This window comes from Pseudomonas sp. R4-34-07, from assembly GCF_003852375.1.
In the GTDB taxonomy this organism is placed as follows: Bacteria; Pseudomonadota; Gammaproteobacteria; order Pseudomonadales; family Pseudomonadaceae; genus Aquipseudomonas.
On record NZ_CP027760.1, the window covers coordinates 908,309 to 932,233 of the forward strand.

Here is a 23,925-nt window from a genome sequence, read left to right on the forward strand (position 1 = left end):
TTTCCTTTGCCAAGCCTTAAGACGGACGCAACCCGCGTTCCAGCCAGAGACGGCTGGCCATGGTCACCAGGCCGTCGAGCAGCAATGCCAGCAGTGCGGTGCATGCGGCACCGAGCAGCAGTTGCGGCTGGTTGTTCAGGGCGATGCCGGGGAAGATCAGACTGCCCAGGCTGTTGGCGCCGATCAGGAACGCCAGCGGTGCGGTGCCGACGTTGATCGCCAGGGCCACACGCACGCCGCCGATGATGATCGGCACGGCGTTGGGCAACTCCACGCGAAACAGCACCTGGCGTGGCGTCATGCCGATGCCGGTGGCGGCTTCTTTCAGCGAGCCTTGAACGTTTTTGAGGCCTTCGTACGTGTTGCGCACGATGGGCAGGAGGGAGGCGAGGAACAGCGCGAAAATGGCCGGGCCGCTGCCGATGCCGAGGACGCCGAGGGCGATGGCCAGTACGGCCAGGGGAGGGACGGTGTTGCCGATGTTGAAGATCTGCATGAAGCGTTCTGCACGCCCGACCATGTTCGGTCGGCTGAGCAGGATGCCGGCTGGGAGGCCCACAATCAGGGCGGCCAGCATGGAAACTAAAACCAGAATCAGATGAGCTTGCAGGTAAAACAACAAATCGTCGCGGTACAGTTCGATCGTGTTGATGCCGATCCAGTGGACCAGCAGGGCCAGGAGCGCGACGACAACCGCGCCTCCTATCAGCCCTTTGCCATAGCGAATAGCCACAGGCGGACTCCTTTTTTTCTTTTGTCGGCGAACACATTCTCCGGTGGCAATGCCATGGCTGGCTGCCTCTGAATGAGTTCGCGAAAAGCAGCTCGCCGATACTGGCAACGCAGTATGCGATCGAGCCATGAGCGCAGCCTCGTCAGGCTAACTTGCTGATTTTTCAGCCCCTGTTCCGAGTGCGATAGCAGGGGAGTGGACGTCTCTACCTTTTAAAAGGTTCCACACTTGGGAGCATTTAGCCACCCCCAATGGGCTCAACGGTGGTCTGTAACCCTGGGTTTGCGCTATACTCGCCGCCCTTTTTTGACTCACCTGCCAGGCGATTTCCCATGACCCACCAGGCCGCCGAAGTCGCGAAACGCCGCACTTTCGCTATTATTTCCCACCCCGATGCCGGTAAAACCACCATCACCGAAAAGCTCCTGCTGATGGGCAAGGCAATCGCGGTGGCCGGCACGGTGAAATCCCGCAAATCCGACCGCCATGCGACATCCGACTGGATGGAGATGGAGAAGCAACGGGGTATTTCCATTACCACGTCGGTCATGCAGTTCCCGTATCGCGACCACATGGTCAACCTGCTCGACACCCCGGGCCACGAAGACTTCTCCGAAGACACCTACCGCACCCTCACTGCGGTGGACTCGGCGCTTATGGTCCTCGACGGCGGTAAAGGCGTCGAGCCACGCACCATCGCGTTGATGGATGTGTGCCGTTTGCGCGACACGCCGATTGTCAGCTTCATCAACAAACTCGACCGCGATATCCGTGACCCCATCGAGCTGCTGGATGAAATCGAAGCCGTCCTGAAGATCAAGGCCGCGCCGATCACCTGGCCGATCGGTTGCTACCGCGACTTCAAGGGCGTGTACCACCTGGCCGACGACTACATCATTGTCTACACCGCCGGCCATGGTCATGAGCGCACCGATGTGAAAATCATCGAAAAGCTCGACTCCGACGAAGCCCGCGCCCACCTGGGCGACGAGTACGACCGCTTTGTCGACCAGCTCGAACTGGTACAGGGCGCGTGCCATGAGTTCAACCAGCAGGAGTTCCTCGATGGTCAACTGACCCCGGTGTTCTTCGGGACGGCCTTGGGCAACTTCGGCGTCGACCACGTACTCGACGCCGTCGTGAACTGGGCGCCAAAGCCCCTTGCCCGTGTCGCCAACGAGCGCACCGTGGAACCGGTCGAAGAGAAATTCACCGGCTTCGTGTTCAAGATCCAGGCGAACATGGACCCCAAGCACCGCGACCGCATCGCCTTCATGCGTATCTGCTCCGGCCGCTACGAAAAAGGCATGAAGATGCGCCACGTGCGCACCGGCAAGGACGTGCGCATCGGCGATGCCCTGACGTTCTTCTCCTCCGAGCGTGAACAGCTCGAAGAAGCCTACGCCGGCGACATCATCGGCCTGCACAACCACGGCACCATCCAGATCGGCGACACCTTCACTGAGGGCGAAGCACTGGGCTTCACCGGCATCCCGCACTTCGCCCCGGAACTGTTCCGCCGCGTACGCCTGCGCGATCCGCTGAAATCCAAGCAACTGCGCCAAGGTTTGCAGCAACTCGCCGAAGAAGGCGCGACCCAGGTGTTCTTCCCCGAGCGCAGCAACGACATCATCCTCGGCGCCGTGGGTGTGCTGCAGTTCGACGTGGTCGCCAGCCGCCTGAAAGAGGAATACAAGGTCGAGTGCTCCTACGAGCCGATCACCGTGTACTCCGCGCGCTGGATCGATTGCAGTGACAAGAAGAAGCTGGAGGAATTCTCCAACAAGGCCGTGGAAAACCTCGCCATCGACGGCGGTGGTCACCTGACTTACCTGGCGCCGACACGGGTCAACCTGGCGCTGATGGAAGAGCGTTGGCCGGATGTGAAATTCCGTGCGACTCGCGAGCACCATTAAGGGCTAAGCGGTAAAGAGCAGGGCGAAGCCGTGATGGCTTCGCCCTTTTTTATGCCTGCTGCAAAGCCAAAATGTGGGAGGGGGCTCACTGTAGGAGCGAGCTTGCTCGCGAAAAACGTCCAGGCAACGCGTTCATTCTGGATAAACGCGGGGGCCCTGAGTTCTTCGCGAGCAAGCTCGCTCCTACATTATTGAGGGCTTGCCCCCTCCCGCATTTGATCTTCATAACGCCATGAATTGGCGGGAATCCTGCTTCGGGTCTAGCGTTTACCCACCGACTGCAAAGGAGACGACCGTGCGAAATGCTCAAAGCGCCATCACCCTGGTATTGCTGGCCGCCCTGGGTCTGACGAGCCTTCCGGCATCGGCCGACGCTGGGGCGCCCCAGTGGAAAGACACCGGCCCGGTCACCAAGAAAAAGCAGAACGAGGTCAACTCGGGCAGTTGGAAACCGCAGCCCCAGCCCACAGATGTCAAAGATCCGGAAAACCCCATCAATGAAGGGGAAGACAGTGTGACCTTCGACGACGGCGAAACCTGATACCTGGCACGAACCGGGCATTGGGGCTAGCTTTTATCCTGGCGACGGTAACCGCTGTCGTGCGGGATTTCGCTACTGACTGGACGGAGATCGACCATGAGTATTTTTCAACGCGGGGTGTTGTTGATCAAGGTGCTGGTGCTGTTGTCCTTGGGGATGTCGACAGCCTGGGCGCATAACCCGGTGCAGGGCGCAACGGTCGCGCAGGGCGTCCAGAGCATGGACTTGCAGTTGGCCAAGTCTGAAGCTGAGCCTGGCGATCAGGGCCAGGGCGGCAGCGAAGATGACGATGACGCCACAACCCACGAGCCGGACAGCGACGATTCGGACGATGAAGGCGACAGCCAGACATAAACCGTGCGCAAAAAGAAGCCCCTCCCGCCCGGCTGATGCGCAACCTGGCGGGAAGGGCCGTAGAACTCAGACTTTGATCGTTCCCACGCTCCGCGTGGGAATGCATCCCTGACGCTCCGCGTCACCTCAACGGCGGGACGCGGAGCGTCCTAGGCGGCATTCCCACGCGGAGCGTGGGAACGATCGTCAGGCCACGAACTGCTCCGCATAGTGGCAAGCCACCTGGCGATTATCCAACGGCCGCAACAGCGGCTCCTCGGTGCTGCACCGCGCCGTCGCGTACGGGCAACGCTTGTGGAACGCGCAACCCGACGGCGGGTTCAGTGGGTTGGGCAGCTCGCCGACGATCTTGATCTTCGGTTTGTTCGGGTCTGGGTGGATGGTCGGCGTGGCCGACAGCAGCGCCTGGGTGTACGGGTGCAAGGGGCGGGCGTAGATGTCTTCCTTGGGGCCCACTTCCACCGGGCGGCCGAGGTACATCACCATCACGTCATCGGCAACGTGCTGCACCACGGCCAGGTTGTGGGAGATGAACACGTAGGCGGTGTTGAATTCCTGCTGCAGGTCCATGAACAGGTTGAGCACCTGGGCCTGGATCGACACGTCCAGCGCCGAGGTCGGCTCATCCGCCACCAGCACTTTGGGTTGCAGCATCATCGCCCTGGCCAGGGCGATACGCTGGCGCTGGCCACCGGAGAACATGTGCGGGTAGCGCTGATAATGCTCGGGGCGCAGGCCCACTTGCTTCATCATCGCCTGCACTTTCTCGCGGCGTTCGGCGGCGGACAGGTTGGTGTTGATCAGCAGCGGCTCGCCGAGCTGATCACCGACCTTCTGCCGTGGGTTCAACGAGGCGTACGGGCTCTGGAACACCATCTGCACGTCTTTGCGCAATTGCTTGCGCTGGGCCTTGTCGGCACCGGCCACTTCCTGGCCGGCGATTTTAAGCGAGCCGGACGATGGCTCTTCGATCAGCGTGAGGGCGCGGGCCAGGGTTGACTTGCCGCAACCCGACTCGCCTACGACGGCGAGGGTCTTGCCGGCTTCCAGTTCGAAAGACACACCATTGAGGGCACGCACCGTAGCGTGGCCCTTGAACAGGCCACGGGACACTTCGTAGTGACGGGTCAGGTCGCGGGCGGTAAGAACGACGGCCATTACGCCACCTCCTGGTTCAAGGGGTAGAAGCAGCGCGCAAGGCTGTTGGTTTTCGGGTCGAGGGCAGGGCGCTCGGTACGGCAGTTCTCACGCACATACGGGCAGCGCGGCGACAGCAGGCAACCCTGCGGGCGGTCATAGCGGCCGGGCACGATCCCCGGCAGCGTGGCTAGGCGTGTGGCGCCCAGGCTGTGCTCGGGGATCGCCTTGAGCAGCGCTTCGCTGTAAGGGTGCGCCGGAATGTCGAACAGTTGCGGCACCTGGCCGACTTCCACGGCCTGGCCGGCATACATCACGCACACGCGCTGGGCGGTTTCAGCCACCACCGCGAGGTCGTGAGTGATCAGCACCAGGCCCATGTTCTGCTCTTTTTGCAGGGCCAGCAGCAGGTCCATGATCTGCGCTTGAATCGTGACGTCCAACGCGGTGGTCGGTTCGTCGGCGATCAGCAGTTTCGGCTCGCCGGCAATCGCCATGGCGATTGCCACGCGCTGGCTCATACCGCCGGATAGTTGGTGCGGGTAGGCATCCATACGGCTGGAAGCGCCAGGGATTTCCACTTTTTCCAACAGTTCGATGGCGCGCTTGCGCGCTTGCTTGCCAGACATTTTCAGGTGCAGGCGCAGCACTTCTTCAATCTGGAAACCCACGGTGTAGCTGGGGTTCAGCGCGGTCATCGGGTCCTGAAACACCATTGCCAGGTCTTTGCCGACGATCTGGCGGCGCTGGCGGTTGCTCAGCTTGAGCATGTCCTTGCCGTCGAAGTTCAGGGCATCGGCGGTGACGATGCCGGGGTGCTCGATCAGGCCCATCAGCGCCATCATGGTCACGGATTTACCCGAGCCCGACTCGCCAACGATTGCCAGGACTTCGCCTTTGTCGACGGTAATGTCGAGGCCATCGACCACTGGCACGGCGGTCTCGTCGCCGAAGCGAACGTTGAGATTCTTGATTTCTAACAGTGACATGGGAATCTCCTCAGGCGGCGTTCTTGAGTTTCGGGTCCAGCGCGTCGCGCAGGCCGTCACCCATCAAGTTGATTGCCAGCACGCTGAGCAAAATGGTCAAGCCCGGCAAGCTCACGACCCACCAGGCGCGTTCGATATAGTCGCGGGCCGATGCCAGCATGGTGCCCCACTCCGGCGTTGGCGGTTGTACGCCAAGGCCGAGGAAGCCCAGGGCGGCGGCATCGAGGATCGCCGACGAGAAACTCAAGGTGGCCTGCACGATCAGCGGCGCCATGCAGTTGGGCAGCACGGTGATAAACATCAGGCGGGGCAGGCCGGCACCGGCCAGGCGCGCGGCGGTCACGTAGTCGCGGTTCAGTTCGCCCATCACCGCGGCGCGGGTCAGACGCACGTAGGACGGCAGCGACACAATGGCGATGGCGATCACGGTGTTGATCAGGCCAGGGCCGAGGATGGCGACAATCGCCACGGCCAGCAGCAGCGACGGCAGGGCCAGCATGATATCCATCAAGCGCATGATGGTCGGGCCCAGCAGGCGCGGGAAGAACCCGGCGAACAGGCCGAGCAGGATGCCCGGGATCAGCGACATCACCACGGAGGACAAGCCGATCAACAGCGACAGGCGCGAACCCTGAATCAGGCGCGAGAGCAAATCCCGGCCGAGTTCATCGGTGCCCAGCAGGAACTGGATCTGCCCGCCTTCCAGCCATGATGGCGGGGTGAGCAGGAAGTCGCGGTATTGCTCGCTCGGGTTATGCGGCGCAACCCAAGGGGCGAAGATCGCGCAGAACACGATCAGCAACATGAACAGCAGGCCGGCAACCGCGCCTTTGTTCTTGGAGAAGGCTTGCCAGAATTCTTTGTACGGAGACGGGTACAGCAGGCTCTGATCGACTGCTGACACTGGAGTAGAGGTAGTCATGGTCATGATCTCAGCGCTGGTGACGGATGCGTGGGTTGGCGAAGCCGTAGAGGATATCCACCACGAAGTTCACCAGGATCACCAGGCAGGCGATCAACAGAATGCCGTTTTGCACCACCGGGTAGTCCCGCGCGCCAATGGCTTCGATCAGCCATTTGCCGATGCCGGGCCACGAGAAGATGGTTTCGGTCAGTACCGCACCGGCCAGCAACGTGCCGACTTGCAGGCCGACCACGGTCAATACCGGGATCAGCGCGTTGCGCAGACCGTGTACGAACACCACGCGCGCCGGCGACAGGCCCTTGGCCTTGGCGGTACGGATGTAGTCTTCGCGCAGCACTTCGAGCATCGAGGAACGGGTCATCCGCGCAATCACCGCCAGCGGGATGGTGCCCAGCACGATGGCCGGCAGGATCAGGTGGTGCAGTGCGTCCCAGAACGCGTCCGGCTCGTCGGCCAGCAGGGTGTCGATGAGCATGAAGCCGGTGCGCGGCTCAATGTCGTAGAGCAGGTCGATACGCCCGGAAACCGGGGTCCAGCCCAGGCTTACCGAGAAGAACATGATCAGGATCAGGCCCCACCAGAAGATCGGCATCGAATATCCCGCCAGGGAGATGCCCATCACCCCATGGTCGAACAGGGATCCTCGTTTCAAGGCCGCGATCACCCCGGCCAACAGGCCCAGGATACCGGCGAACAACAGGGCGGCGATGGACAGTTCCAGGGTCGCCGGAAAGAGTGCGGTGAACTCGGTCCACACGCTGGTGCGGGTACGCAGCGATTCGCCAAGGTCGCCCTGGGCGAGCTTGCCGACGTAATCCAGGTATTGCGCATACAGCGGCTTGTTAAGGCCAAGGCGCTCCATTGCCTGGGCATGCATTTCGGGGTCAACCCGGCGCTCGCCCATCATGACTTCTACGGGGTCGCCTGGAATCATGCGAATCAACGCAAAGGTCAGCAACGTGATGCCGAAGAACGTGGGGATCAATAACCCCAGTCGGCGGGCAATAAAACTAAACATCTTGGTGTGTACCTCAATCAGCCGGTTAGGCAGGTTCGGCGCCGTCAGGGTCGACGGCGCCGAGCGTTTTTCTTATTTACTTCACCTGGGTGGTGGCGAAGTTATTAGTCCCCAGAGGGCTTTGGGTGAAGCCTTCTACGTTCTTGCGCATGGCGGTGAACAGTTTCGGATAAGCCATGGGTAGCCATGGTTGGTCCTTGTCGAAAACGTCCTGGGCTTGTTCATAGAGTACAGCGCGCTGGGCGGGTTCAGCGGTGGCGCGCGCTTTGTCGATCAAGTCTTGAAACTCTTTGTTACACCAGCGCGCGTAGTTTTCGCCGTTTTTCGCTGCATCGCAACTCAGGTTTGGCGTCAGGAAGTTGTCAGGGTCGCCGTTGTCACCGACCCAGCCGGCCGAAACCATGTCGTGCTCGCCGTTTTTAGCGCGCTTGAGCATCTCGCCCCATTCCATGACTTTGATATTCACCTTCAGGCCAATCTGCGCCAGATCCGCCTGCATGCGCTGGGCGCCGAGCATCGGGTTGGGGTTGGTCGGGCCGCCGCCGTTACGCGTGAACAGGGTGAATTCGGTGCCTTCCGGCACGCCGGCTTCCTTGAGCAGGGCGCGGGCCTTGTCCAGGTCGCGGGGCGGGTTCTTCAGTTTGTCGCTGAAACCCAGCAAGGTCGGCGGATAAGGGCCGGTGCCTACCACCGCATTGCCTTTGCCGAACAGCGCTTCGGTATAGCCGGCCTTGTCGAACGCGATGTTGATCGCGTGACGCACCCGCGCATCGCTCATGTATTTGTGGGTCGTGTTCAACGCGGTGTAACTGGTGGTCATCGCCGCCAGTTCATCGACTTTCAGGTTCGGGTCTTTCTTGATGCTTGGAATGTCATCCGGCTTGGGGAACAGCGCGATCTGACATTCGTTGGCCTTGAGCTTCTGCAGGCGCACGTTGTTATCGGTGCTGATCGCCAGGATCAGCGGGTCGACTGCCGGTTTGCCACGGAAGTAGTCGGGGTTGGCCTTGAAGCGCGCCTGGGCGTCTTTCTGATACCGGGTGAAGATGAACGGGCCCGTGCCGATAGGCTTGGCGTTGAGGTCTTCGGTCTTGCCGGATTTGAGCAACTGGTCGGCGTATTCCTTCGAATGGATTGAAGAGAATGCCATGCCCAGGTCGGCCAGGAAGGGGGCTTCAGGACGCGTCAGGGTAAAGACAACGGTGTAGTCGTCGGTCTTCTCTACGCTCTTGAGCAGTTCCTTGAAGCCCATGCTTTCGAAATACGGATAGCCCACGAGGGACTTTTTATGCCAAGGGTGATTCGGGTCCAGCTGACGCTGGAAACTCCAAAGCACGTCGTCGGCGTTCAGGTTGCGCGTGGGTTTGAAATAGTCGGTGGTGTGGAACTTGATGTCGTCACGCAGGTGAAAGGTGTAGGTCAGGCCATCGGCGCTGATCTCGGGCAGGTCTTTGGCCAGCGCGGGAACGACTTCGGTGGTGCCAGGCTTGAAGTCCACCAGGCGGTTGAACATGGTTTCCGCAGCGGCGTCAGCGGTCACGGCGGTGGTGTACAGGACCGGGTCAAAACCTTCCGGGCTGGCTTCGGTGCAGACCACCAGCGGTTTGGCCGATACGCCGATCGCCACGCTCAGCAGCGCAGCGGCCATGGCAGCTTGTAACGGGAGCATTTTCATTCAGAGCCCTCTGCAATCGATGGAGCCAGAAACGCGTAGGCGGCGGGCTCGTCCTGAGCCCACCGCCTGCCTGGCGCTAATTAAAGAATGTTGAACGGAATGGTGGTGACCAAACGGAATTCCTTGATGCTGCCGTCGGACTGGAACTCGCTGCCACGGTGCTCAACATAGGTTGCGCGCACGGTAGTGGCTTTGAGTGGGCCGCTTTGCAGGGCATAAGAGGCGCCTACACCGTATTCCTGGTGCTTCTCGCCGTCCTGGGACTGGATGCCGTCGTAGGCGAACTTGGCCCGGCCGTTGTTGCCGGTGTAGTGGGTGCCGTCGATGTCCCAGCCGCGCGCCGAGTAGGCGTTGAACTTCAGGCCTGGCACGCCGTATTCGGCCATGTTGATGGCGTAGGCGATCTGGAAGGACTTCTCGTTCGGGCCGTTGAAGTCCGAGGTCAGGGAGTTGGCCAGGTAAATGCCGTTGGTTTCGTGCAGGTAGTCGAAGTACTCGTTACCGTTCACTTGCTGGTAAGCGAAGGTCAGGCTGTGTGCCTGGTGAGTCAGTCCCAGGGACAGGGAGAAGGTATCGTTGTCGATTTCCCCCATCTCTTTTTTGCCTTCATCGACAGTCTTGTAGTAGTTGAAACCGGTGGTCAGGCCCAGTTGCTTGGCGTCGCCCAATTCGTGGGTAGCACCGAAGTAGTACTGGTTCCAGAAGTCCTTCACGTTGGCGGCGAAGAAGCTGGTCTTCAGGCTTTTGAGCGGCTGGTAGTTCACACCCAGGGTGGAGACTTTGTCGGTTTCTGCGCCATTGCCGTATTCGCTGCGGAATTTCGACAGGCTCTGTTCGCTACGCGGTGACACGCGATCGAAGACACCGCCCTGGAACGACAGGTTGCTGAACTCTTCGCTGTTGAAGCTCACACCCTGGAAGCTGGAAGGCAGCGCACGGTTGCCGATGGTATCGACGATGCCGCTGCTGAAGTTCTGGCGACCGGCGGTCAAGGTGGTGTTGGACACACGGAACTGCACGTTGGCCAGGCCCAGTTTGCTCCACTGGTCTACGGCGTCACCGTTGGAGTCGGCCAGGGTGCGGTTGGAGCCGCCTTTGATGTCACGCTTGCTGCGGTCCAGCACCAGCGCGTTGTACACCGCCACTTCGGTCTTGACGCCAACAGTGCCCTGGGTGAAACCCGAGCTGGCGTTGAGGATGGTGCCCTGTACCCAGTTGGTACGGTTACGGTCGGTCAGGGTCTGGCCATGCTTCTGGTAGGCGAAGGTGCCCCCACGGTATTTGCTTTCATGGGAGTACCAGTTACGCGTGGTACCGCCCAGGCTGAAATCTTCGATAAAGCCTTTGGCCTCGCTTTGCGCGCTGGTGCCGGCCAGGGTGGTAGGAACGAAGTCCTGGCTCTGCGATTCAGCGTAGGCGGTGGCCGTGATGCTGCTGATGGCCAGGGCCAGAAGCGCTTTGCTGCTCAGTTTCATGGGTGAAGCTCCTTTGGTTCTCTTTTTTATGCCGGTCTTTTTAGGTGAACCGGCTATTGGGTGTGTAACTCGTTCAAGCTATTGCAAACGTTTGGCGTAGGAAAAATCCCAACAAAAGGCTGCACGTTTGCCGAAGGGCAGCCAGGCCCTTCGCCATCCGGTTATTTTCTTATGGGGTGATACTGACGCCCGAGAATACGTTGCGGCCGAAGGGGCTCACCTTGAAGCCTTCGACTTTGGCGCTTAACGGCTGGTTGACCGTCGAGTGGGCGATTGGCGTGATCGGCACCTGCTGCTTGAGCAGTTGCTGCGCCTGTTTATACAGAACAGTCCTTTGTTCGCGGTCGGTCACGACCTTGGCTTGCTTGACCAGCTTGTCGTACGCCGGGTCACACCACATGGAGTAGTTGTTCCCGCCGATGGCGTCGCAGCTGTAGAGGGTACCCAGCCAGTTGTCCGGGTCACCGTTGTCACCGGTCCAGCCGATCAGGCTGACATCGTGCTCGCCGTTCTTGGTGCGCTTGATGTATTCGCCCCATTCGTAGCTGACGATTTTTACTTTGAGGCCGATTTTGGCCCAATCGTTCTGCAGCATTTCCGCCATCAGCTTGGCGTTGGGGTTGTACGGCCGTTGCACCGGCATCGCCCACAGGGTGATCTCAGTGCCTTCCTTCACGCCGGCGGCCTTGAGCAGTTCCTTGGCTTTTTCCGGGTTGTAGGCGGCGTCCTTGATGCTGTCGTCGTAGGACCACTGGGTCGGCGGCATGGCGTTGACCGCCAGTTGCCCGGCGCCCTGATACACCGCATTGAGGATGCTCTGCTTGTTCACCGCCATGTCCAGCGCCTGGCGCACTTCGAGCTGGTCGAAGGGTTTGTGGCGCACGTTGTAGGCGATGTAGCCAAGGTTGAAACCAGGCTTGGTCAGCAGTTGCAGGTTCGGGTCGGCCTTGAGTGCGTCGACGTCGGCGGGACGCGGGTGCAGGGTGACTTGGCATTCGCCGGCCTTGAGCTTCTGCACGCGCACCGAGGCGTCGGTATTGATGGCGAAGATCAACTGGTCGAGCTTGACCTTGCTGGGGTCCCAATACTGTTTGTTGGCCACATAGCGAATCTGCGAGTCTTTCTGGTAACGCTGGAACACGAACGGGCCAGTGCCGATGGGCTTCTGGTTGATATCGCTGGGTTTGCCTTCCTTGAGCAATTGCTCGGCATACTCGGCCGAGAGGATTGCGGCGAAGCTCATGGCGATGTTTTGCACGAACGCGGCATCCACCGTATTCAGGGTGATCACCACGGTGTGCGGGTCGGTTTTTTCAACCTTGGCAATGTTCTTGTTCAAGCTCATGCCGTTGAAGTACGGAAACTCGGTAGGGTAGGCCTTGCGGAACGGGTGGTCAGGGTCAAGCATGCGGTTGAACGTGAACAGCACGTCGTCGGCGTTGAAGTCGCGTGTCGGCTTGAACTCCTTGTTGCTGTGGAACTTCACGCCTTCGCGCAGATGAAAGGTGTAGGTCAGCCCGTCTTCGGAAATATCCCACTTGGTTGCCAGCCCAGGCACTACGTCAGTCGCGCCTTTTTCGAACTCGACAAGGCGGTTGTATAACGGCTCAGCGGCATCGTTGTCGGTGGCGGTGGTGTATTGCGCCGTGTCAAAGCCCGCCGGGCTGCCCTCGGAGCAGAACACCAGGCTCTTCTTTTCGGCGGCCTGAGCCGTGGTGGCCACAGCCAGCAGGCTGGCGGCAAACATTGCGGATAGAACGGTGGTATGGCGCATGACGATTCCGATCCTTGTGTGTAGTTATCAACAGCGAGCAATCCCTCAGGCCTGTAGCCAAGGGGACATCACTGGTCCCACATGCGGTAAGTGCCTTTCCCAAATTGGTACCTCTGTAGTCCTACGACGTTATGGGTCGCGGACTTCACAGTAAATGCGCCAAATCGGATTGACCCTGTAGGCAACGGAGGCACGAAGCGCAGTTCATTGCTGTAAGGCGGCAACGCTTGCGGGTGTGGTCTGTTTCCTACGGGTCTGGCAGATGTAATAACGGCGACGTTATGAGCGTCGCCGCTATCGATCCTTACTTGCCGCTTACGCTGACGCCATAGAAGGAGTTCAAGCCAAACGGGCTGATCTTGAAGTCCTGCACGGTGTTGCGCATGGGTTGATACACCGTCGAGTGCGCGATAGGTGTGTAAGGCAGTTCACGTTTAAGCAGTTGTTGCGCCTGTTTGTACAGTTCGGTGCGCTTGGCAACGTCTGTGGTCGCCTTGGCCTGGCTGATCAGGGCGTCGTAGTCTTTGTTGACGAATTTGGAGAAGTTGTTGCCGTTCAATGCCGGGGATGAAAACAGCGTGCCCAGCCAGTTGTCCGGGTCACCATTGTCACCGCTCCAGCCAATGATCATGGCCTGGTTCTCACCACCTTTGGAACGCTTGATGTACTCGCCCCACTCGTAGCTGACGATGTTGACCTTCAGGCCGATCTGTTTCCAGTCGCTTTGCAGCATCTCGGCCATCAGCTTCGCGTTCGGGTTGTACGGACGCTGTACTGGCATGGCCCACAGGGTGATCTCGGTGCCTTCCTTGATGCCGGCTTCCTTGAGCAGTTCCCTGGCTTTTGCCGGGTCGTACTTGGCATCCTTGATAGTGGTGTCATACGACCACTGGGTTGGCGGCATGGCGTTGACGGCCAGTTGACCAGCGCCCTGGTACACGGAGTCGATGATCTGCTGCTTGTTCACCGCCATGTCCAGCGCCTGGCGAACCCGCAGGTCAGCCAGTGGGTTCGGCGTGGTCTGGCCTTTAAGCACAGGCATCACGTTGTAGGCGATGTAACCCAGGTTGAAACCGGCCTGGTGCGGCATCTTCATGTCCTTGTCCGCTTCCAGTGGCTTGATGTCCGCCGGGCGAGGATAGGCCGTGATCTGGCACTCGTTTTTCTTCAGTTTCTGGATGCGGACCGATGGGTCCGTGGAGATTGCGAAGATCAGGTTGTCGATCTTGACGTCTTCAGGCTTCCAGTATTCCTTGTTGCCGGTGAAGCGAATATTGGAGTCTTTCTGGTAGCTCTTGAACACGAACGGGCCAGTGCCGATTGGCTTCTGGTTGATGTCGCTGGCCTTGCCTTCCTTCAACAGCTGGGCGGCGTATTCGGCCGACTGGATCGAGGCGAAGCTCATCGCCAGGTTCTGGATGAAGGCGGCGTCCACGGTGCCAAGGGTGAACTTGACGGTGTGATCATCGACTTTTTCGATGTTCTTGATGTTCTTGTCCATCTCCATGTCGGAGAAGTACGGGAACTCAGTGGGGTAGGCTTTGCGGAACGGGTCGTCCTTGTTGATCATGCGGTTGAACGTGAAGAGCACGTCATCGGCATTGAATTCACGCGTCGGCTTGAAATACGGAGTGGTGTGGAACTTGACGCCTTCCCGAAGGTGGAAGGTATACGTCAGGCCGTCCGGGGACACGTCCCAGCTGGTAGCGAGGCCAGGAATCACGGCGGTGCCGCCACGTTCGAACTGGCTCAGGCGATTGAACATGGTTTCGGCCGAGGCATCGAAGTCTGTTCCGGTGGTGTACTGGCCTGGGTCAAAACCGGCCGGGCTCCCTTCGGAGCAGAACACCAGGTTAGTTGCCGCTTGGGCAAACGGGGCTGCGGCCATAAGGCCAGCGCTCACTAAGAACGGAAGGACTGCGTGTTTAAGCATGTTGGCCTCATGATTTGTTGTCATTTTTGGTGGTGAGGGCGACCTCGTGAGTCGGCCTGCGGATACTTATGCAGGCGCCATACCCATTGCAAGATGTTGAACGGTTGCAAGCGCCAAACAGTGGGACGGGCGTACAAGAATGTCGCATTTATGAAAGTTTCGACATAAATGCATCTATTTGGCGGGTTTTTTCGGTGCGCCGCGCGCACCGAAAAGGCCCAACCGACGTGTCTAGTGCACTCGGTTGGGGCGTTGTTGTTACTTATCTAGACTCACGCCATAGAACGGTGTCAGCCCAAAGGGGCTGATCTTGAAATCGCGAACTTCCTTGCGCAGCGGCTGGAAAACCGTCGAGTTCGCAATAGGCGTTATAGGTACTTGTTCCTTAAGGATTTGTTGAGCCTGCTGATACCACTTGATGCGCTGCTCGCGGTCGTTGCTGACCTTGGCCTGCTGCACCAGCTTGTCATAGGCCGGGTTACACCATTTGGCGTAATTGCTGCCTTTGACCGCGGCACAACTGTAGAGCACGCCGAGCCAGTTATCCGGGTCGCCGTTATCGCCGGTCCAGCCGTAGATCATGGCGTCATGCTCGCCATTTTTGGCGCGCTTGATGTATTCGCCCCACTCATAGCTGACGATGTTGGCCTTGATGCCGACCTTGGCCCAATCCTGCTGGATCATTTGTGCCGACATGCGCGCGTTCGGGTTGGAAGCGCGTTGCACGGTCATTGCCCACAGATTGATGGTGGTACCTGGTGCAACCCCTGCTTCTTTTAGTAGCGCCCGGGCCTTGGCCGGGTCGTAGGGGGCGTCCTTGATCGTCGGGTCATAAGACCATTGCGCGGGAGGGAGAGCGTTCTGCGCCAATTGTCCGGCGCTTTGGTAAACGGCCTTGATGATGGCCGGTTTGTCGATGGCCATATCCAGCGCCTGGCGCACCTTGAGTTGGTCCAGCGGCGGGTGGGTGACGTTGTACGCCAGGAAACCCAAATTGAAGCCGGCCTGCTGCTGCACGCGCAGGTTTGGGTCCTGCTTGATCACCTCGATGTCGGACGGGCGCGGGTAGCCGCTGACCTGACATTCACCCGCCTTGAGTTTCTGCACGCGCGCGGCGGCGTCAGGGGTGATGGCGAATACCAGGTTGTCGAGCTTCACGTCCTCGGGTTTCCAGTACTGCTTATTGGCAACGTAGCGGATCTGCGAGTCTTTCTGGTAGCGCTTGAACACGAACGGGCCGGTGCCGACCGGTTTCTGATTGATGTCCTCGGCCTTGCCCTGCTTCAAGAGCTGGGCGGCATATTCGGCCGATTGCACCGAAGCGAAACTCATCGCCAGGTTCTGCACGAACGATGCATCAACGTTGTTCAGGTTGAAGCGCACGGTGTGTTCGTCGAGTTTGTCGACGCTCTTGATCGTGGTGTTCAAGCCCATGTCGGTGAAGTAGGGCGATTCGGAGGGGTAGGCCTTGCGAAACGGGCTCTCGGCATCCAGCAGGCGGTTGAAGGTAAACACGACGTCATCGGCGTTGAAGTCGCGGGTGGGGGTGAAGAAATCGGTGGTGTGGAACTTGACGCTGTCCCGCAGGTGGAAGGTATAGGTGAGACCGTCTTCGGACACCTCCCAGCGGGTGGCGAGGCCGGGCTCGACTTCGGTACCGCCGCGCTTGAACTGGGTAAGGCGGTTGAACACGGTTTCGGCGGAGGCGTCGAACTCGGTGCCGCTGGTGTATTGGCTGGGGTCGAAGCCGGCGGGGCTGGCTTCGGAGCAGTAGACCAGGGTGGTGGCCGCCTGGGCCAGTGGCGTGAAGGCCAGAACGCCGACGGCGAGAAGTAGCGGTTTGAAGATGACTCTTTCCATGATTCCCCCTGAAGTGACAGACATAAAGCGCTGCCCGAACTCAAACGAAGATAACCGAGGTTGTCGTCAATGTGGGGAGTGACGATAGGTTAAATTGCCGTCTGCACGGTTCAGACAGCGCACTTGTATTAGTCAGGCGCTTAGGGTCAGCTTATGAAAAATTGCACGGAAAGCGAGAGTTTGACGAGGTAAGGGGGTACATGGAAAGAGGCACCACCATCATCGTGATGCGCTACGTTGGTCGAAGCGAACGGGGTTGTATTCAAAGGTCCACCACTTCCACGGGTTCCAGTATGGGTTTTTCTTCAAGGTTCTGAAGTGCTTCATTACATCTTCATTAACATCGCGTTCGGCGAGAAGCCTGATGTCATTTCTGAGGCTGTCCGTCATCGTGATGTTTTTTTGTTTGGCTTGGTGTACATAGTGGTTTTCAATTTTGTCGGTGAAGCGCTTTATTGCTTCCGGCGTCACGCCCACCGTTACCGTGCCTTTATAACCTTTTACGGGGCGATCTATGAGTCGCTGGAACTCGGCGGCAAAGGATGCGGTACCGCCATCTGCAGAGCCGCATGATAGAAGGCGAACGTTTCCATAGTCTTGTGGGTTTATGCCTTGAAAACGTAAGGTGTCGAGTAAATCCTGTGGGGTATTAAGTTCCCCGTCATATATAACTTTAGCGATACCTGTGGCGGGATCGGATAGGCCATGCACCAGTATGTTCAAACGAGTGTCCTTGCCCAGCTTGGTGCTATCTACAAAGGTATAGAGTTGCTCATCGATTTCCTTGAGTTGGCTTATTTTTCCATCCAGCGTGCTGAAATTGTTTTTATCGGAGAATAACTCATCAATGCTCGGCGAGCCCTGGCGTGAAATCAGTTGTCTGAGGGTGGCGATTTTTTCGTCGGTTAGCGTGGGTGTGGGCGGGATGCCATTGTCTGGCGAGGGCGTTAGCCCGACATCGACGGGGTCTGTTTGGGTTGAAGCCTGCCTCACCCGCACTAATTCCAACTGATGTGTTTGCTCATCGGACTGCCACCTGTAATACGCGCCATTAGAGAAGTTCACCGGCGGTTCTTCTGCCCCGTGCACTCCGATGGGTGCAAGTTCGTGCGCCAGTTGCAGGCCGGATATGACTGCCGCGGCATTGCCGCCAACCCGATCCTCTGTAGTCTGGCCATAGAGGCCATCGTGCACGCCGAAAACGATATTGCCTGCATTGCCAACGATGGGTAAGTAACCAAAGGTGTTGCCCCAAAACTCTTTTGCCTCTTTCCAGTGTTGCTGAGAGGCGCCAAATACCTCGGTTTGGTCTGCCCACAATGCATTTTTCGCATTCATCGCCTGATAGTGAGGGGCAATGCCGTTTTTGAGGTCACCGAATTTCAGGTAGTAATCGCTGTCGCGCGATTGTGCGTAATTGAATAATTCTCGGACCGGCACGGCCTTATCCGAGAGGGGCCCCTTTCTCCCCGGAAACGTGGAATGCTTGTCTAGAATCAAAGCGTCGAGTACGTAGCCGGCGCTTACCCAGTGAGCGTCGTGACCGCCTTGCCTATCGCGGGCGTTGAAACGGTTGAGTAATTGGGCATGGTTATGTTTAGCCCAGTTGGCGAAGTTGTCATCTCCGTCTATTTCACTGACGGTGCCGTTCTTCAAATCGATCATCAGGCCTTTGTTGGGGCGGTGGTCGTAATCACCGTGATAATTGATGTAGGGAATAAAGGCATACCCGGCCAATGGATAGCCGTATAGGTTTGGAATGACGGCGTTTCCACGGTTTTCCAGTGTGCGAGTAATGGCAGCCTGAGCAGCAGGGGACAAACGTTCATAACTGTGTTTGTCGTTACGTAGACTTTGCAATGTTCCCTGCAACACATAGGCGTCTGCTTCGCCCGAGCGTTTTGCAAGTGCTCCCGAAGCGTCGCGCAGGGGGGCGGCGACATCATGTTCCCAATGATCTTGCAAATGGCTGCCCAGCACTTCCAGTTCGTCGATTTTGTTTTTGTCTTGCGCACTGATTTGCATACCCTGGAAGTTCAGCGGGCCACCCCTTGGAACCTTGTCATGGGCAAATGCTCCGGCTGCAATTTCCCAGGCAAAGTAGGTGCGTACGTCCCTATTGGTTTCCTCCTGGGGTGCGCCCATTCCTACATAGGAGTAGAAGGTGACCGTGACTTTCTCGTGGGGGTCGTAGCCAGCTGCCAACAACCCACCGCTGAAGTAACCGGCAGGTTCGAGGAACGGGCGAGTGTGCTGGAACTTGGTATTGCGCTCACCGTCGCTGCCGCTTTCGATGTGCTTGATTTGTGTGGCGACACGATCGGCGTAGGCTTGGATACGCTGCTCGCGTTCGTGCCGCGTATAGTTCGCCGTTGGCGGAATAACGTTGACTGAACCGTAGATGACGGTCTTGGAAGTATCAAGCTCATGCTCGGGTGTCAGTGCTGGAACTGGATGCAGTCCGAGCGAATTTTTAGCAGGGGGTGGGTCTACCCTTTCTTCCAGTGCCCTTTTTTGCATTGTGTGCGAGTCATCTATTCCCCGTTGCTGACGATTGTTCGTGGGCGGTGTGGGGAAGGAGGTAGGCGTGGGAACGAGAGCCGCCGCTATATTCATAATCAACTCACATTAATGATTGGATTAATAATCGCCGTTGACCGAAAAACAAAAGAATCGTTATGCGCAATGTCCTGTGGGTGGGATGTGTGTTAGTTGGATGGTTGTTCGATGCTCTGTTTCAAAGTAATTGTGGTCGCTACAGTGGGTGGATAATTAGGCGGCTTAAGTTCCGAGCATATATCGAGGCTTTTTAACGAGAAGTCTCTAGGGTGTAACAGGGGAGTTGGAGAAAGTGACTGTAGTCTAAAGCCTTGAGTTTGTCGTAACGGTCCTGGTGTTCCGTAGGCGGCAATAAAAAAGGCGTAACCCTTAAAGGATTACGCCTTGTTGGTATGTCGAAAACTTATTGCAAAACTTCAATGACACCGTCTGCGCTCATGTTGACCTGACTGGTGCCGGCCTCCACTTCAGGCGTGGGCGCTGAATCGGCCATGGCCGCTTTCATCATCATCCCGCCGCGCGCATACGGCTGTGGATAACCATTGGTGTTGAAGTTCAGGTTGACGATCTTGTAGCCCTTGCCGCCCAGCGCATCGGTGGCCAGTTGCGCGCGAGCCTTGAACGCGGCAACCGCGTCTTTGAGCAGCGCGTCTTCGCTGGCCTTGCGCGTGCTGTCAGCGATGGCGAAGTCCATGTTGTCCATTTTCAGGGTGTTCAACAGCTCGCCGGTGAGTTTGGACAGCGCCGGGAAGTCCGCGCTTTCCAGGCGCAGTTCGGCGCGTTCGCGCCAGCCGGTGATTTTTTGGTTCTTGCTGTCGTAGATCGGGTAGCTGTTGCGGCTGCCTTGGCGCAGGGTCACGGCCTTGACTTCACGCGCCTGGCCCAACGCCTGGTTCATGGTGGTGGTGATTTCAGCGGCCAGCTTGGCCGGGTCGGCGTTTTGCGCTTCGGTGTAAAGAGTGACGATCATCTTGTCGCGCGCCACTTCCTGGCTGACCTCGGCGCGCAGGGAGATCTGGTTGTAATGCAGTTCATCGGCGGCCATGGCCGGCAGGCTGGCCAGGGCGCTGGCGCCGAGGGTGAGAACCGCTGCACTGCGAGTGAAACGAGACATGAAAGCTCCTTGGGATTGTCGTGTTCGGTATGACTGTAGACGGTGGCATCGGGTTCTTCGGGTTTACACATTCCCTACATCTTGCAGCAGCCCCGACGAGCGGTCATCTGCGCGCCTGCGTCAAAGAGCCACACGCGCCGTGCCAGGCGGTCTGCTTCGTTTATACTCGTGCCGATCCGCCTGCAGCGCTCATCGGGAGAGCTCATGCTCGCCGCCGTAAAACTGACTTCCGCCACCCGCCAGAACCTCTGGCGCCTGACGTTCATTCGCACCCTGGTATTGGCCGCACAGGCAGGTTCCGTCGGGCTCGCCTATTGGTTCGACCTGTTGCCGCTGCCCTGGCTGCAACTGGCGGTGACCCTCGGCTTCTCCACCGTGTTGTGTGCGTTTACCGCGATTCGGTTGCGCACCACATGGCCGGTCACCGAATTGGAATATGCCCTGCAATTGGCGTGCGACCTGTTTATCCACAGTGTGTTGCTGTATTTCTCCGGCGGTTCCACCAACCCGTTCGTTTCTTATTACCTGGTGCCACTGACCATTGCCGCCGTGACGTTGCCGTGGCGCTATTCGGTGGTGCTGTCGGGCATCGCGCTGACGTTGTACACCTTGCTGCTGGCGCAGTTCTATCCTTTGCAGACGTTTCCCATCGCCCGGGAAAACCTGCAGATCTACGGGATGTGGCTGAGCTTCGCGCTGTCCGCCGCCGTGATCACCTTTTTTGCCGCGCGCATGGCCGAAGAGTTGCGCCGCCAGGAAGAACTGCGCGCAATTCGCCGTGAAGAAGGCCTGCGCGACCAGCAATTGCTGGCCGTCGCCACGCAGGCCGCAGGTGCCGCCCACGAGTTGGGGACGCCGCTGGCGACCATGAGCGTGCTGCTCAAGGAGATGACCCAGGACCATCACGACCCGGCGTTGCAGGATGACCTCAGCGTGCTGCAGGAACAGGTCAAGCAGTGCAAATTGACCCTGCAGCAGCTGGTACGCGCCGCCGAAGCCAATCGACGCCTGGCGGTAGAAATGCAGGATGTCACCCAGTGGCTCGACGAAGCGCTGAACCGTTGGCACCTGATGCGTCCCGAAGCCAGTTACCGGTTCAGCCTGTTGGGCCAGGGCAGCGTGCCACGCATGGCGCCGCCGCCGGACCTCACCCAGGCCTTGCTCAACCTGCTGAACAATGCGGCCGACGCCTGCCCCGAAGGCCTGGGCGTGCAGTTGGACTGGGACGCGGAAAACGTCACCATCAGCATTCGTGACCACGGCGCGGGCGTGCCGCTGGCCATTGCCGAGCAAATCGGCAAACCGTTCTTTACCACCAAGGGCAAAGGCTTCGGCCTCGGCCTGTTTTTGAGCAAGGCCAGCGTGACCCGCGCGGGCGGCTCAGTGAAGCTCTATAGTCATGAGGAAGGTGGCACGCTCACCGAGCTGCGCCTGCCCCGTGTCGCACGAGGAGATATCGATGAGTGACGAGATCCAAGTCGAAGGCGAAGAACTGCCGCATCTGTTGCTGGTAGATGATGACGCCACCTTTACCCGCGTGATGGCCCGCGCCATGAGCCGTCGCGGTTTTCGCGTCAGCACTGCGGGCTCAGCCGAAGAAGGCCTGGCCATCGCCCAGGCCGACCTGCCGGACTACGCCGCGCTCGACCTGAAAATGGACGGCGACTCAGGCCTGGTGCTGTTGCCCAAGCTGCTCGAACTCGACCCGGAAATGCGCGTGGTGATCCTCACCGGTTATTCCAGCATCGCCACCGCCGTCGAAGCGATCAAGCGTGGCGCGTGCAATTACCTGTGCAAGCCGGCGGATGCCGATGACGTGCTCGCCGCGCTGCTTTCCGAGCACGCCGACCTCGACACCCTGGTGCCGGAAAACCCCATGTCGGTCGACCGCCTGCAGTGGGAACACATCCAGCGCGTACTGACCGAGCACGAAGGCAACATCTCCGCCACTGCCCGCGCCCTGGGCATGCACCGGCGTACGTTGCAGCGCAAACTGCAGAAACGCCCGGTACGGCGCTGAACGAAGACTGAACAATCTGCCTCAGGCTGCACGGAGCCGTGAACCGATCGCCTATGATCGGTTCAAACGCCTGTCATAATTTCCTACCGAGCCTGAACGATGAATCAGAACGCTGAATACTCCGCGGTCAATGATGCGGTGCGTGGGCAATTCTTCCGCCGAACCTGGGCGATGATCACGCCGTATTGGCGCAGTGAAGAGAAGGGCCGGGCCTGGTTGCTGCTGGCTGCCGTGATTGGTTTGTCGCTGTTCAGCGTGGCGATCTCGGTGTGGATCAACCACTGGTACAAGGATTTCTACAACGCCCTGGAAAAGAAGGACACGGCCGCCTTCTGGCAATTGATCGGTTACTTCGGCGGCATCGCGGCCGTGGCGATCCTCGGCGCGGTGTATCGCTTGTACCTGACCCAGATGCTCACCATTCGCTGGCGTGCCTGGCTGACCGAAAAGCACTTCGCGCGCTGGCTTGCCCACAAGAACTACTACCAGCTGGAGCAGGGCGGCTACACCGATAACCCGGACCAGCGGATCTCCGAAGACCTCAATACCTTTACCACCAGCACCTTGAGCCTGGGCCTGGGACTGCTGCGCAACGTGGTCAGCCTGGTGTCGTTCTCGATCATCCTGTGGGGCGTGTCGGGCAGCATCGAAGTGTTTGGCATCACCATTCCCGGCTACATGTTCTGGTGTGCGCTGCTGTATGCCGCCGTGGGCAGTTGGCTGACGCACCTGATCGGGCGACGCTTGATCGGCTTGAACAACCAGCAACAGCGCTTCGAAGCGGACCTGCGTTTCTCCATGGTGCGGGTGCGTGAAAATGCCGAAAGCATCGCCCTCTATAACGGCGAGCCGAATGAAAAGCAGCGCCTGAGCTCGCGCTTCGGCAAGGTCTGGCACAACTTCTGGGACATCATGAAAGTGTCCAAGCGCCTGACCTTCTTCACCGCCGGCTACAGCCAGATAGCGATTATCTTTCCGTTTATCGTCGCCGCGCCGCGCTACTTCACCGGCAAGATCGAACTGGGCGAGCTGATGCAAATCAACTCGGCGTTTGGCAATGTGCAGGAAAACTTCAGTTGGTTCATCAACGCCTACTCGGAACTGGCGGCGTGGCGTGCCACCAGCGACCGTCTGCTGAGTTTCCAGCAGGCCATGAGCGACAACGAGCAGCGCGCCCCGGCCATCGATGTGCGCCCTGAAGGCGAACACCTGGTGATCAAGAATCTGGGCATGGACCTGGCCGATGGTCGTCACTTGCTCACCGACGCCGACATGATCGTGGAGCCGGGTCAGCGCGTGATGCTCAGTGGGCGTTCCGGCAGTGGTAAAAGTACGCTGCTGCGCGCAATGGGCCATTTGTGGCCAGCAGGGCATGGCAGCATTCGCCTGCCGGCAACGCGTTATCTGTTTTTGCCGCAGAAGCCTTATTTACCGATTGGCACGTTGAAGGCAGTGTTGAGTTATCCACAAGAGGACAGCGCTTACCCTGCGCAACGTTATGCACAGGTACTGGAAACCTGCCGCCTGCCGCATCTGGTCAGCCGTCTGGATGAAGCCAACCACTGGCAGCGCATGCTCTCGCCCGGCGAACAGCAGCGCCTGGCCTTTGCCCGCGCGTTGTTGTTCGCGCCGCAATGGCTGTACATGGACGAAGCCACCTCGGCCATGGATGAAGAGGATGAAGCGACGCTGTATCAGGCGTTGATCGATGAACTGCCGGGGTTGAGCATCGTCAGCGTTGGTCATCGCAGCAGCCTCAAGCGTTTCCATGGGCGGCATGTGCGGATCGAGGGTGGGCGGTTGCAGGAACAGCAGCTAGCCTAAAATCAATGTGGGAGGGGGCTTGCCCCCGATAGCAGTCTGTCAGTCAGCACCTGTATCAACTGGCCGACCGCTATCGGG

18 protein-coding genes are annotated in these 23,925 nt (G+C 59.0%); 6 read left to right on the plus strand and 12 right to left on the minus strand.

What is annotated here, in order from left to right:
• Positions 1-16: 16 nt before the first annotated feature.
• Positions 17-733, minus strand: a complete 717-nt coding sequence (locus C4J85_RS03970) for an ABC transporter permease (protein WP_124365807.1) — start codon at positions 731-733, stop codon at positions 17-19.
• 332 nt (positions 734-1,065) lie between these two features.
• Between C4J85_RS03970 and C4J85_RS03975 the strand changes: the two genes are divergently transcribed.
• The 3 genes from C4J85_RS03975 to C4J85_RS03985 all read left to right on the plus strand — a co-directional run bounded on the left by C4J85_RS03975 (position 1,066) and on the right by C4J85_RS03985 (position 3,544).
• The gene (locus tag C4J85_RS03975) at positions 1,066-2,649 is read left to right on the plus strand and encodes a peptide chain release factor 3 (protein WP_073524000.1); all 1,584 of its coding nucleotides are present in this window, start codon (positions 1,066-1,068) and stop codon (positions 2,647-2,649) included.
• Positions 2,650-2,944: 295 nt separating this feature from the next.
• Positions 2,945-3,190, plus strand: coding sequence for a hypothetical protein (locus C4J85_RS03980; RefSeq protein ID WP_124365808.1), 246 nt, complete (start codon positions 2,945-2,947; stop codon positions 3,188-3,190).
• A gap of 96 nt (positions 3,191-3,286) precedes the next feature.
• Entirely contained in the window at positions 3,287-3,544 is a 258-nt protein-coding gene (locus C4J85_RS03985; RefSeq protein WP_124365809.1) for a hypothetical protein, read from the plus strand.
• 186 nt (positions 3,545-3,730) lie between these two features.
• Here C4J85_RS03985 and C4J85_RS03990 read toward each other — a convergent pair whose 3' ends face one another.
• The 11 genes from C4J85_RS03990 to C4J85_RS04040 form a co-directional block, all read right to left on the minus strand.
• Positions 3,731-4,702 (minus strand): peptide ABC transporter ATP-binding protein, encoded by a 972-nt coding sequence (locus C4J85_RS03990; protein ID WP_124361269.1) that lies wholly within the window; start codon positions 4,700-4,702, stop codon positions 3,731-3,733.
• A complete protein-coding gene (locus C4J85_RS03995; protein ID WP_124361270.1) occupies positions 4,702-5,670 on the minus strand; it encodes an ABC transporter ATP-binding protein in 969 nt (322 codons plus the stop codon). The genes C4J85_RS03990 and C4J85_RS03995 overlap by 1 nt, the downstream gene beginning before the upstream one ends.
• Before the next feature lie 10 nt (positions 5,671-5,680).
• A complete protein-coding gene (locus C4J85_RS04000) occupies positions 5,681-6,592 on the minus strand; it encodes an ABC transporter permease subunit (RefSeq protein WP_057724524.1) in 912 nt (303 codons plus the stop codon).
• 10 nt (positions 6,593-6,602) lie between these two features.
• Positions 6,603-7,613 (minus strand): ABC transporter permease subunit, encoded by a 1,011-nt coding sequence (locus tag C4J85_RS04005; protein WP_124361271.1) that lies wholly within the window; start codon positions 7,611-7,613, stop codon positions 6,603-6,605.
• 76 nt (positions 7,614-7,689) lie between these two features.
• Entirely contained in the window at positions 7,690-9,288 is a 1,599-nt protein-coding gene (locus C4J85_RS04010; RefSeq protein ID WP_124409038.1) for an ABC transporter substrate-binding protein, read from the minus strand.
• An 80-nt stretch (positions 9,289-9,368) separates the two neighbouring features.
• Positions 9,369-10,763, minus strand: a complete 1,395-nt coding sequence (locus C4J85_RS04015; RefSeq protein ID WP_124409039.1) for an OprD family outer membrane porin — start codon at positions 10,761-10,763, stop codon at positions 9,369-9,371.
• Positions 10,764-10,932: 169 nt separating this feature from the next.
• Complete coding sequence (locus C4J85_RS04020) at positions 10,933-12,537, minus strand: ABC transporter substrate-binding protein (RefSeq protein WP_124369641.1); 1,605 nt, start codon at positions 12,535-12,537, stop codon at positions 10,933-10,935.
• Between the two features lie 304 nt (positions 12,538-12,841).
• Positions 12,842-14,470: an ABC transporter substrate-binding protein gene (locus tag C4J85_RS04025; RefSeq protein ID WP_124365814.1), complete on the minus strand. Its 1,629-nt coding sequence runs from the start codon at positions 14,468-14,470 to the stop codon at positions 12,842-12,844.
• Between the two features lie 258 nt (positions 14,471-14,728).
• The gene (locus C4J85_RS04030) at positions 14,729-16,330 is read right to left on the minus strand and encodes an ABC transporter substrate-binding protein (protein WP_124409040.1); all 1,602 of its coding nucleotides are present in this window, start codon (positions 16,328-16,330) and stop codon (positions 14,729-14,731) included.
• Between the two features lie 219 nt (positions 16,331-16,549).
• A complete protein-coding gene (locus tag C4J85_RS04035; protein ID WP_124409041.1) occupies positions 16,550-18,946 on the minus strand; it encodes a hypothetical protein in 2,397 nt (798 codons plus the stop codon).
• Positions 18,947-19,292: 346 nt separating this feature from the next.
• A complete protein-coding gene (locus tag C4J85_RS04040; RefSeq protein ID WP_124365817.1) occupies positions 19,293-20,003 on the minus strand; it encodes an SIMPL domain-containing protein in 711 nt (236 codons plus the stop codon).
• A gap of 204 nt (positions 20,004-20,207) precedes the next feature.
• Here C4J85_RS04040 and C4J85_RS04045 point away from each other — a divergent pair, with 204 nt between their 5' ends.
• The 3 genes from C4J85_RS04045 (at position 20,208) to C4J85_RS04055 (ending at position 23,847) form a co-directional block, all read left to right on the plus strand.
• Positions 20,208-21,470 carry an ATP-binding protein gene (locus C4J85_RS04045; RefSeq protein WP_057724530.1) on the plus strand — a complete coding sequence of 421 codons (1,263 nt, stop codon included), beginning with the start codon at positions 20,208-20,210 and terminating at the stop codon, positions 21,468-21,470.
• Positions 21,463-22,023 (plus strand): response regulator transcription factor, encoded by a 561-nt coding sequence (locus C4J85_RS04050; RefSeq protein ID WP_010565532.1) that lies wholly within the window; start codon positions 21,463-21,465, stop codon positions 22,021-22,023. The genes C4J85_RS04045 and C4J85_RS04050 overlap by 8 nt, the downstream gene beginning before the upstream one ends.
• 99 nt (positions 22,024-22,122) lie before the next feature.
• Positions 22,123-23,847, plus strand: a complete 1,725-nt coding sequence (locus tag C4J85_RS04055) for an ABC transporter ATP-binding protein/permease (RefSeq protein WP_124409042.1) — start codon at positions 22,123-22,125, stop codon at positions 23,845-23,847.
• Positions 23,848-23,925 lie beyond the last annotated feature (78 nt).

What these genes read in the sequence shown, in the direction of transcription:
- C4J85_RS03975 (WP_073524000.1), top strand. Translation starts at nt 1,066, where the DNA reads ATGACCCACCAGGCCGCCGAAGTCGCGAAACGCCGCACTTTCGCTATT.
- C4J85_RS03985 (WP_124365809.1), top strand. Translation starts at nt 3,287, where the DNA reads ATGAGTATTTTTCAACGCGGGGTGTTGTTGATCAAGGTGCTGGTGCTG.
- C4J85_RS03990 (WP_124361269.1), bottom strand. Translation starts at nt 4,702, where the DNA reads ATGGCCGTCGTTCTTACCGCCCGCGACCTGACCCGTCACTACGAAGTG.
- C4J85_RS03995 (WP_124361270.1), bottom strand. Translation starts at nt 5,670, where the DNA reads ATGTCACTGTTAGAAATCAAGAATCTCAACGTTCGCTTCGGCGACGAG.
- C4J85_RS04000 (WP_057724524.1), bottom strand. Translation starts at nt 6,592, where the DNA reads ATGACTACCTCTACTCCAGTGTCAGCAGTCGATCAGAGCCTGCTGTAC.
- C4J85_RS04005 (WP_124361271.1), bottom strand. Translation starts at nt 7,613, where the DNA reads ATGTTTAGTTTTATTGCCCGCCGACTGGGGTTATTGATCCCCACGTTC.
- C4J85_RS04010 (WP_124409038.1), bottom strand. Translation starts at nt 9,288, where the DNA reads ATGAAAATGCTCCCGTTACAAGCTGCCATGGCCGCTGCGCTGCTGAGC.
- C4J85_RS04015 (WP_124409039.1), bottom strand. Translation starts at nt 10,763, where the DNA reads ATGAAACTGAGCAGCAAAGCGCTTCTGGCCCTGGCCATCAGCAGCATC.
- C4J85_RS04020 (WP_124369641.1), bottom strand. Translation starts at nt 12,537, where the DNA reads ATGCGCCATACCACCGTTCTATCCGCAATGTTTGCCGCCAGCCTGCTG.
- C4J85_RS04025 (WP_124365814.1), bottom strand. Translation starts at nt 14,470, where the DNA reads ATGCTTAAACACGCAGTCCTTCCGTTCTTAGTGAGCGCTGGCCTTATG.
- C4J85_RS04030 (WP_124409040.1), bottom strand. Translation starts at nt 16,330, where the DNA reads ATGGAAAGAGTCATCTTCAAACCGCTACTTCTCGCCGTCGGCGTTCTG.
- C4J85_RS04035 (WP_124409041.1), bottom strand. Translation starts at nt 18,946, where the DNA reads ATGAATATAGCGGCGGCTCTCGTTCCCACGCCTACCTCCTTCCCCACA.
- C4J85_RS04040 (WP_124365817.1), bottom strand. Translation starts at nt 20,003, where the DNA reads ATGTCTCGTTTCACTCGCAGTGCAGCGGTTCTCACCCTCGGCGCCAGC.
- C4J85_RS04045 (WP_057724530.1), top strand. Translation starts at nt 20,208, where the DNA reads ATGCTCGCCGCCGTAAAACTGACTTCCGCCACCCGCCAGAACCTCTGG.
- C4J85_RS04050 (WP_010565532.1), top strand. Translation starts at nt 21,463, where the DNA reads ATGAGTGACGAGATCCAAGTCGAAGGCGAAGAACTGCCGCATCTGTTG.
- C4J85_RS04055 (WP_124409042.1), top strand. Translation starts at nt 22,123, where the DNA reads ATGAATCAGAACGCTGAATACTCCGCGGTCAATGATGCGGTGCGTGGG.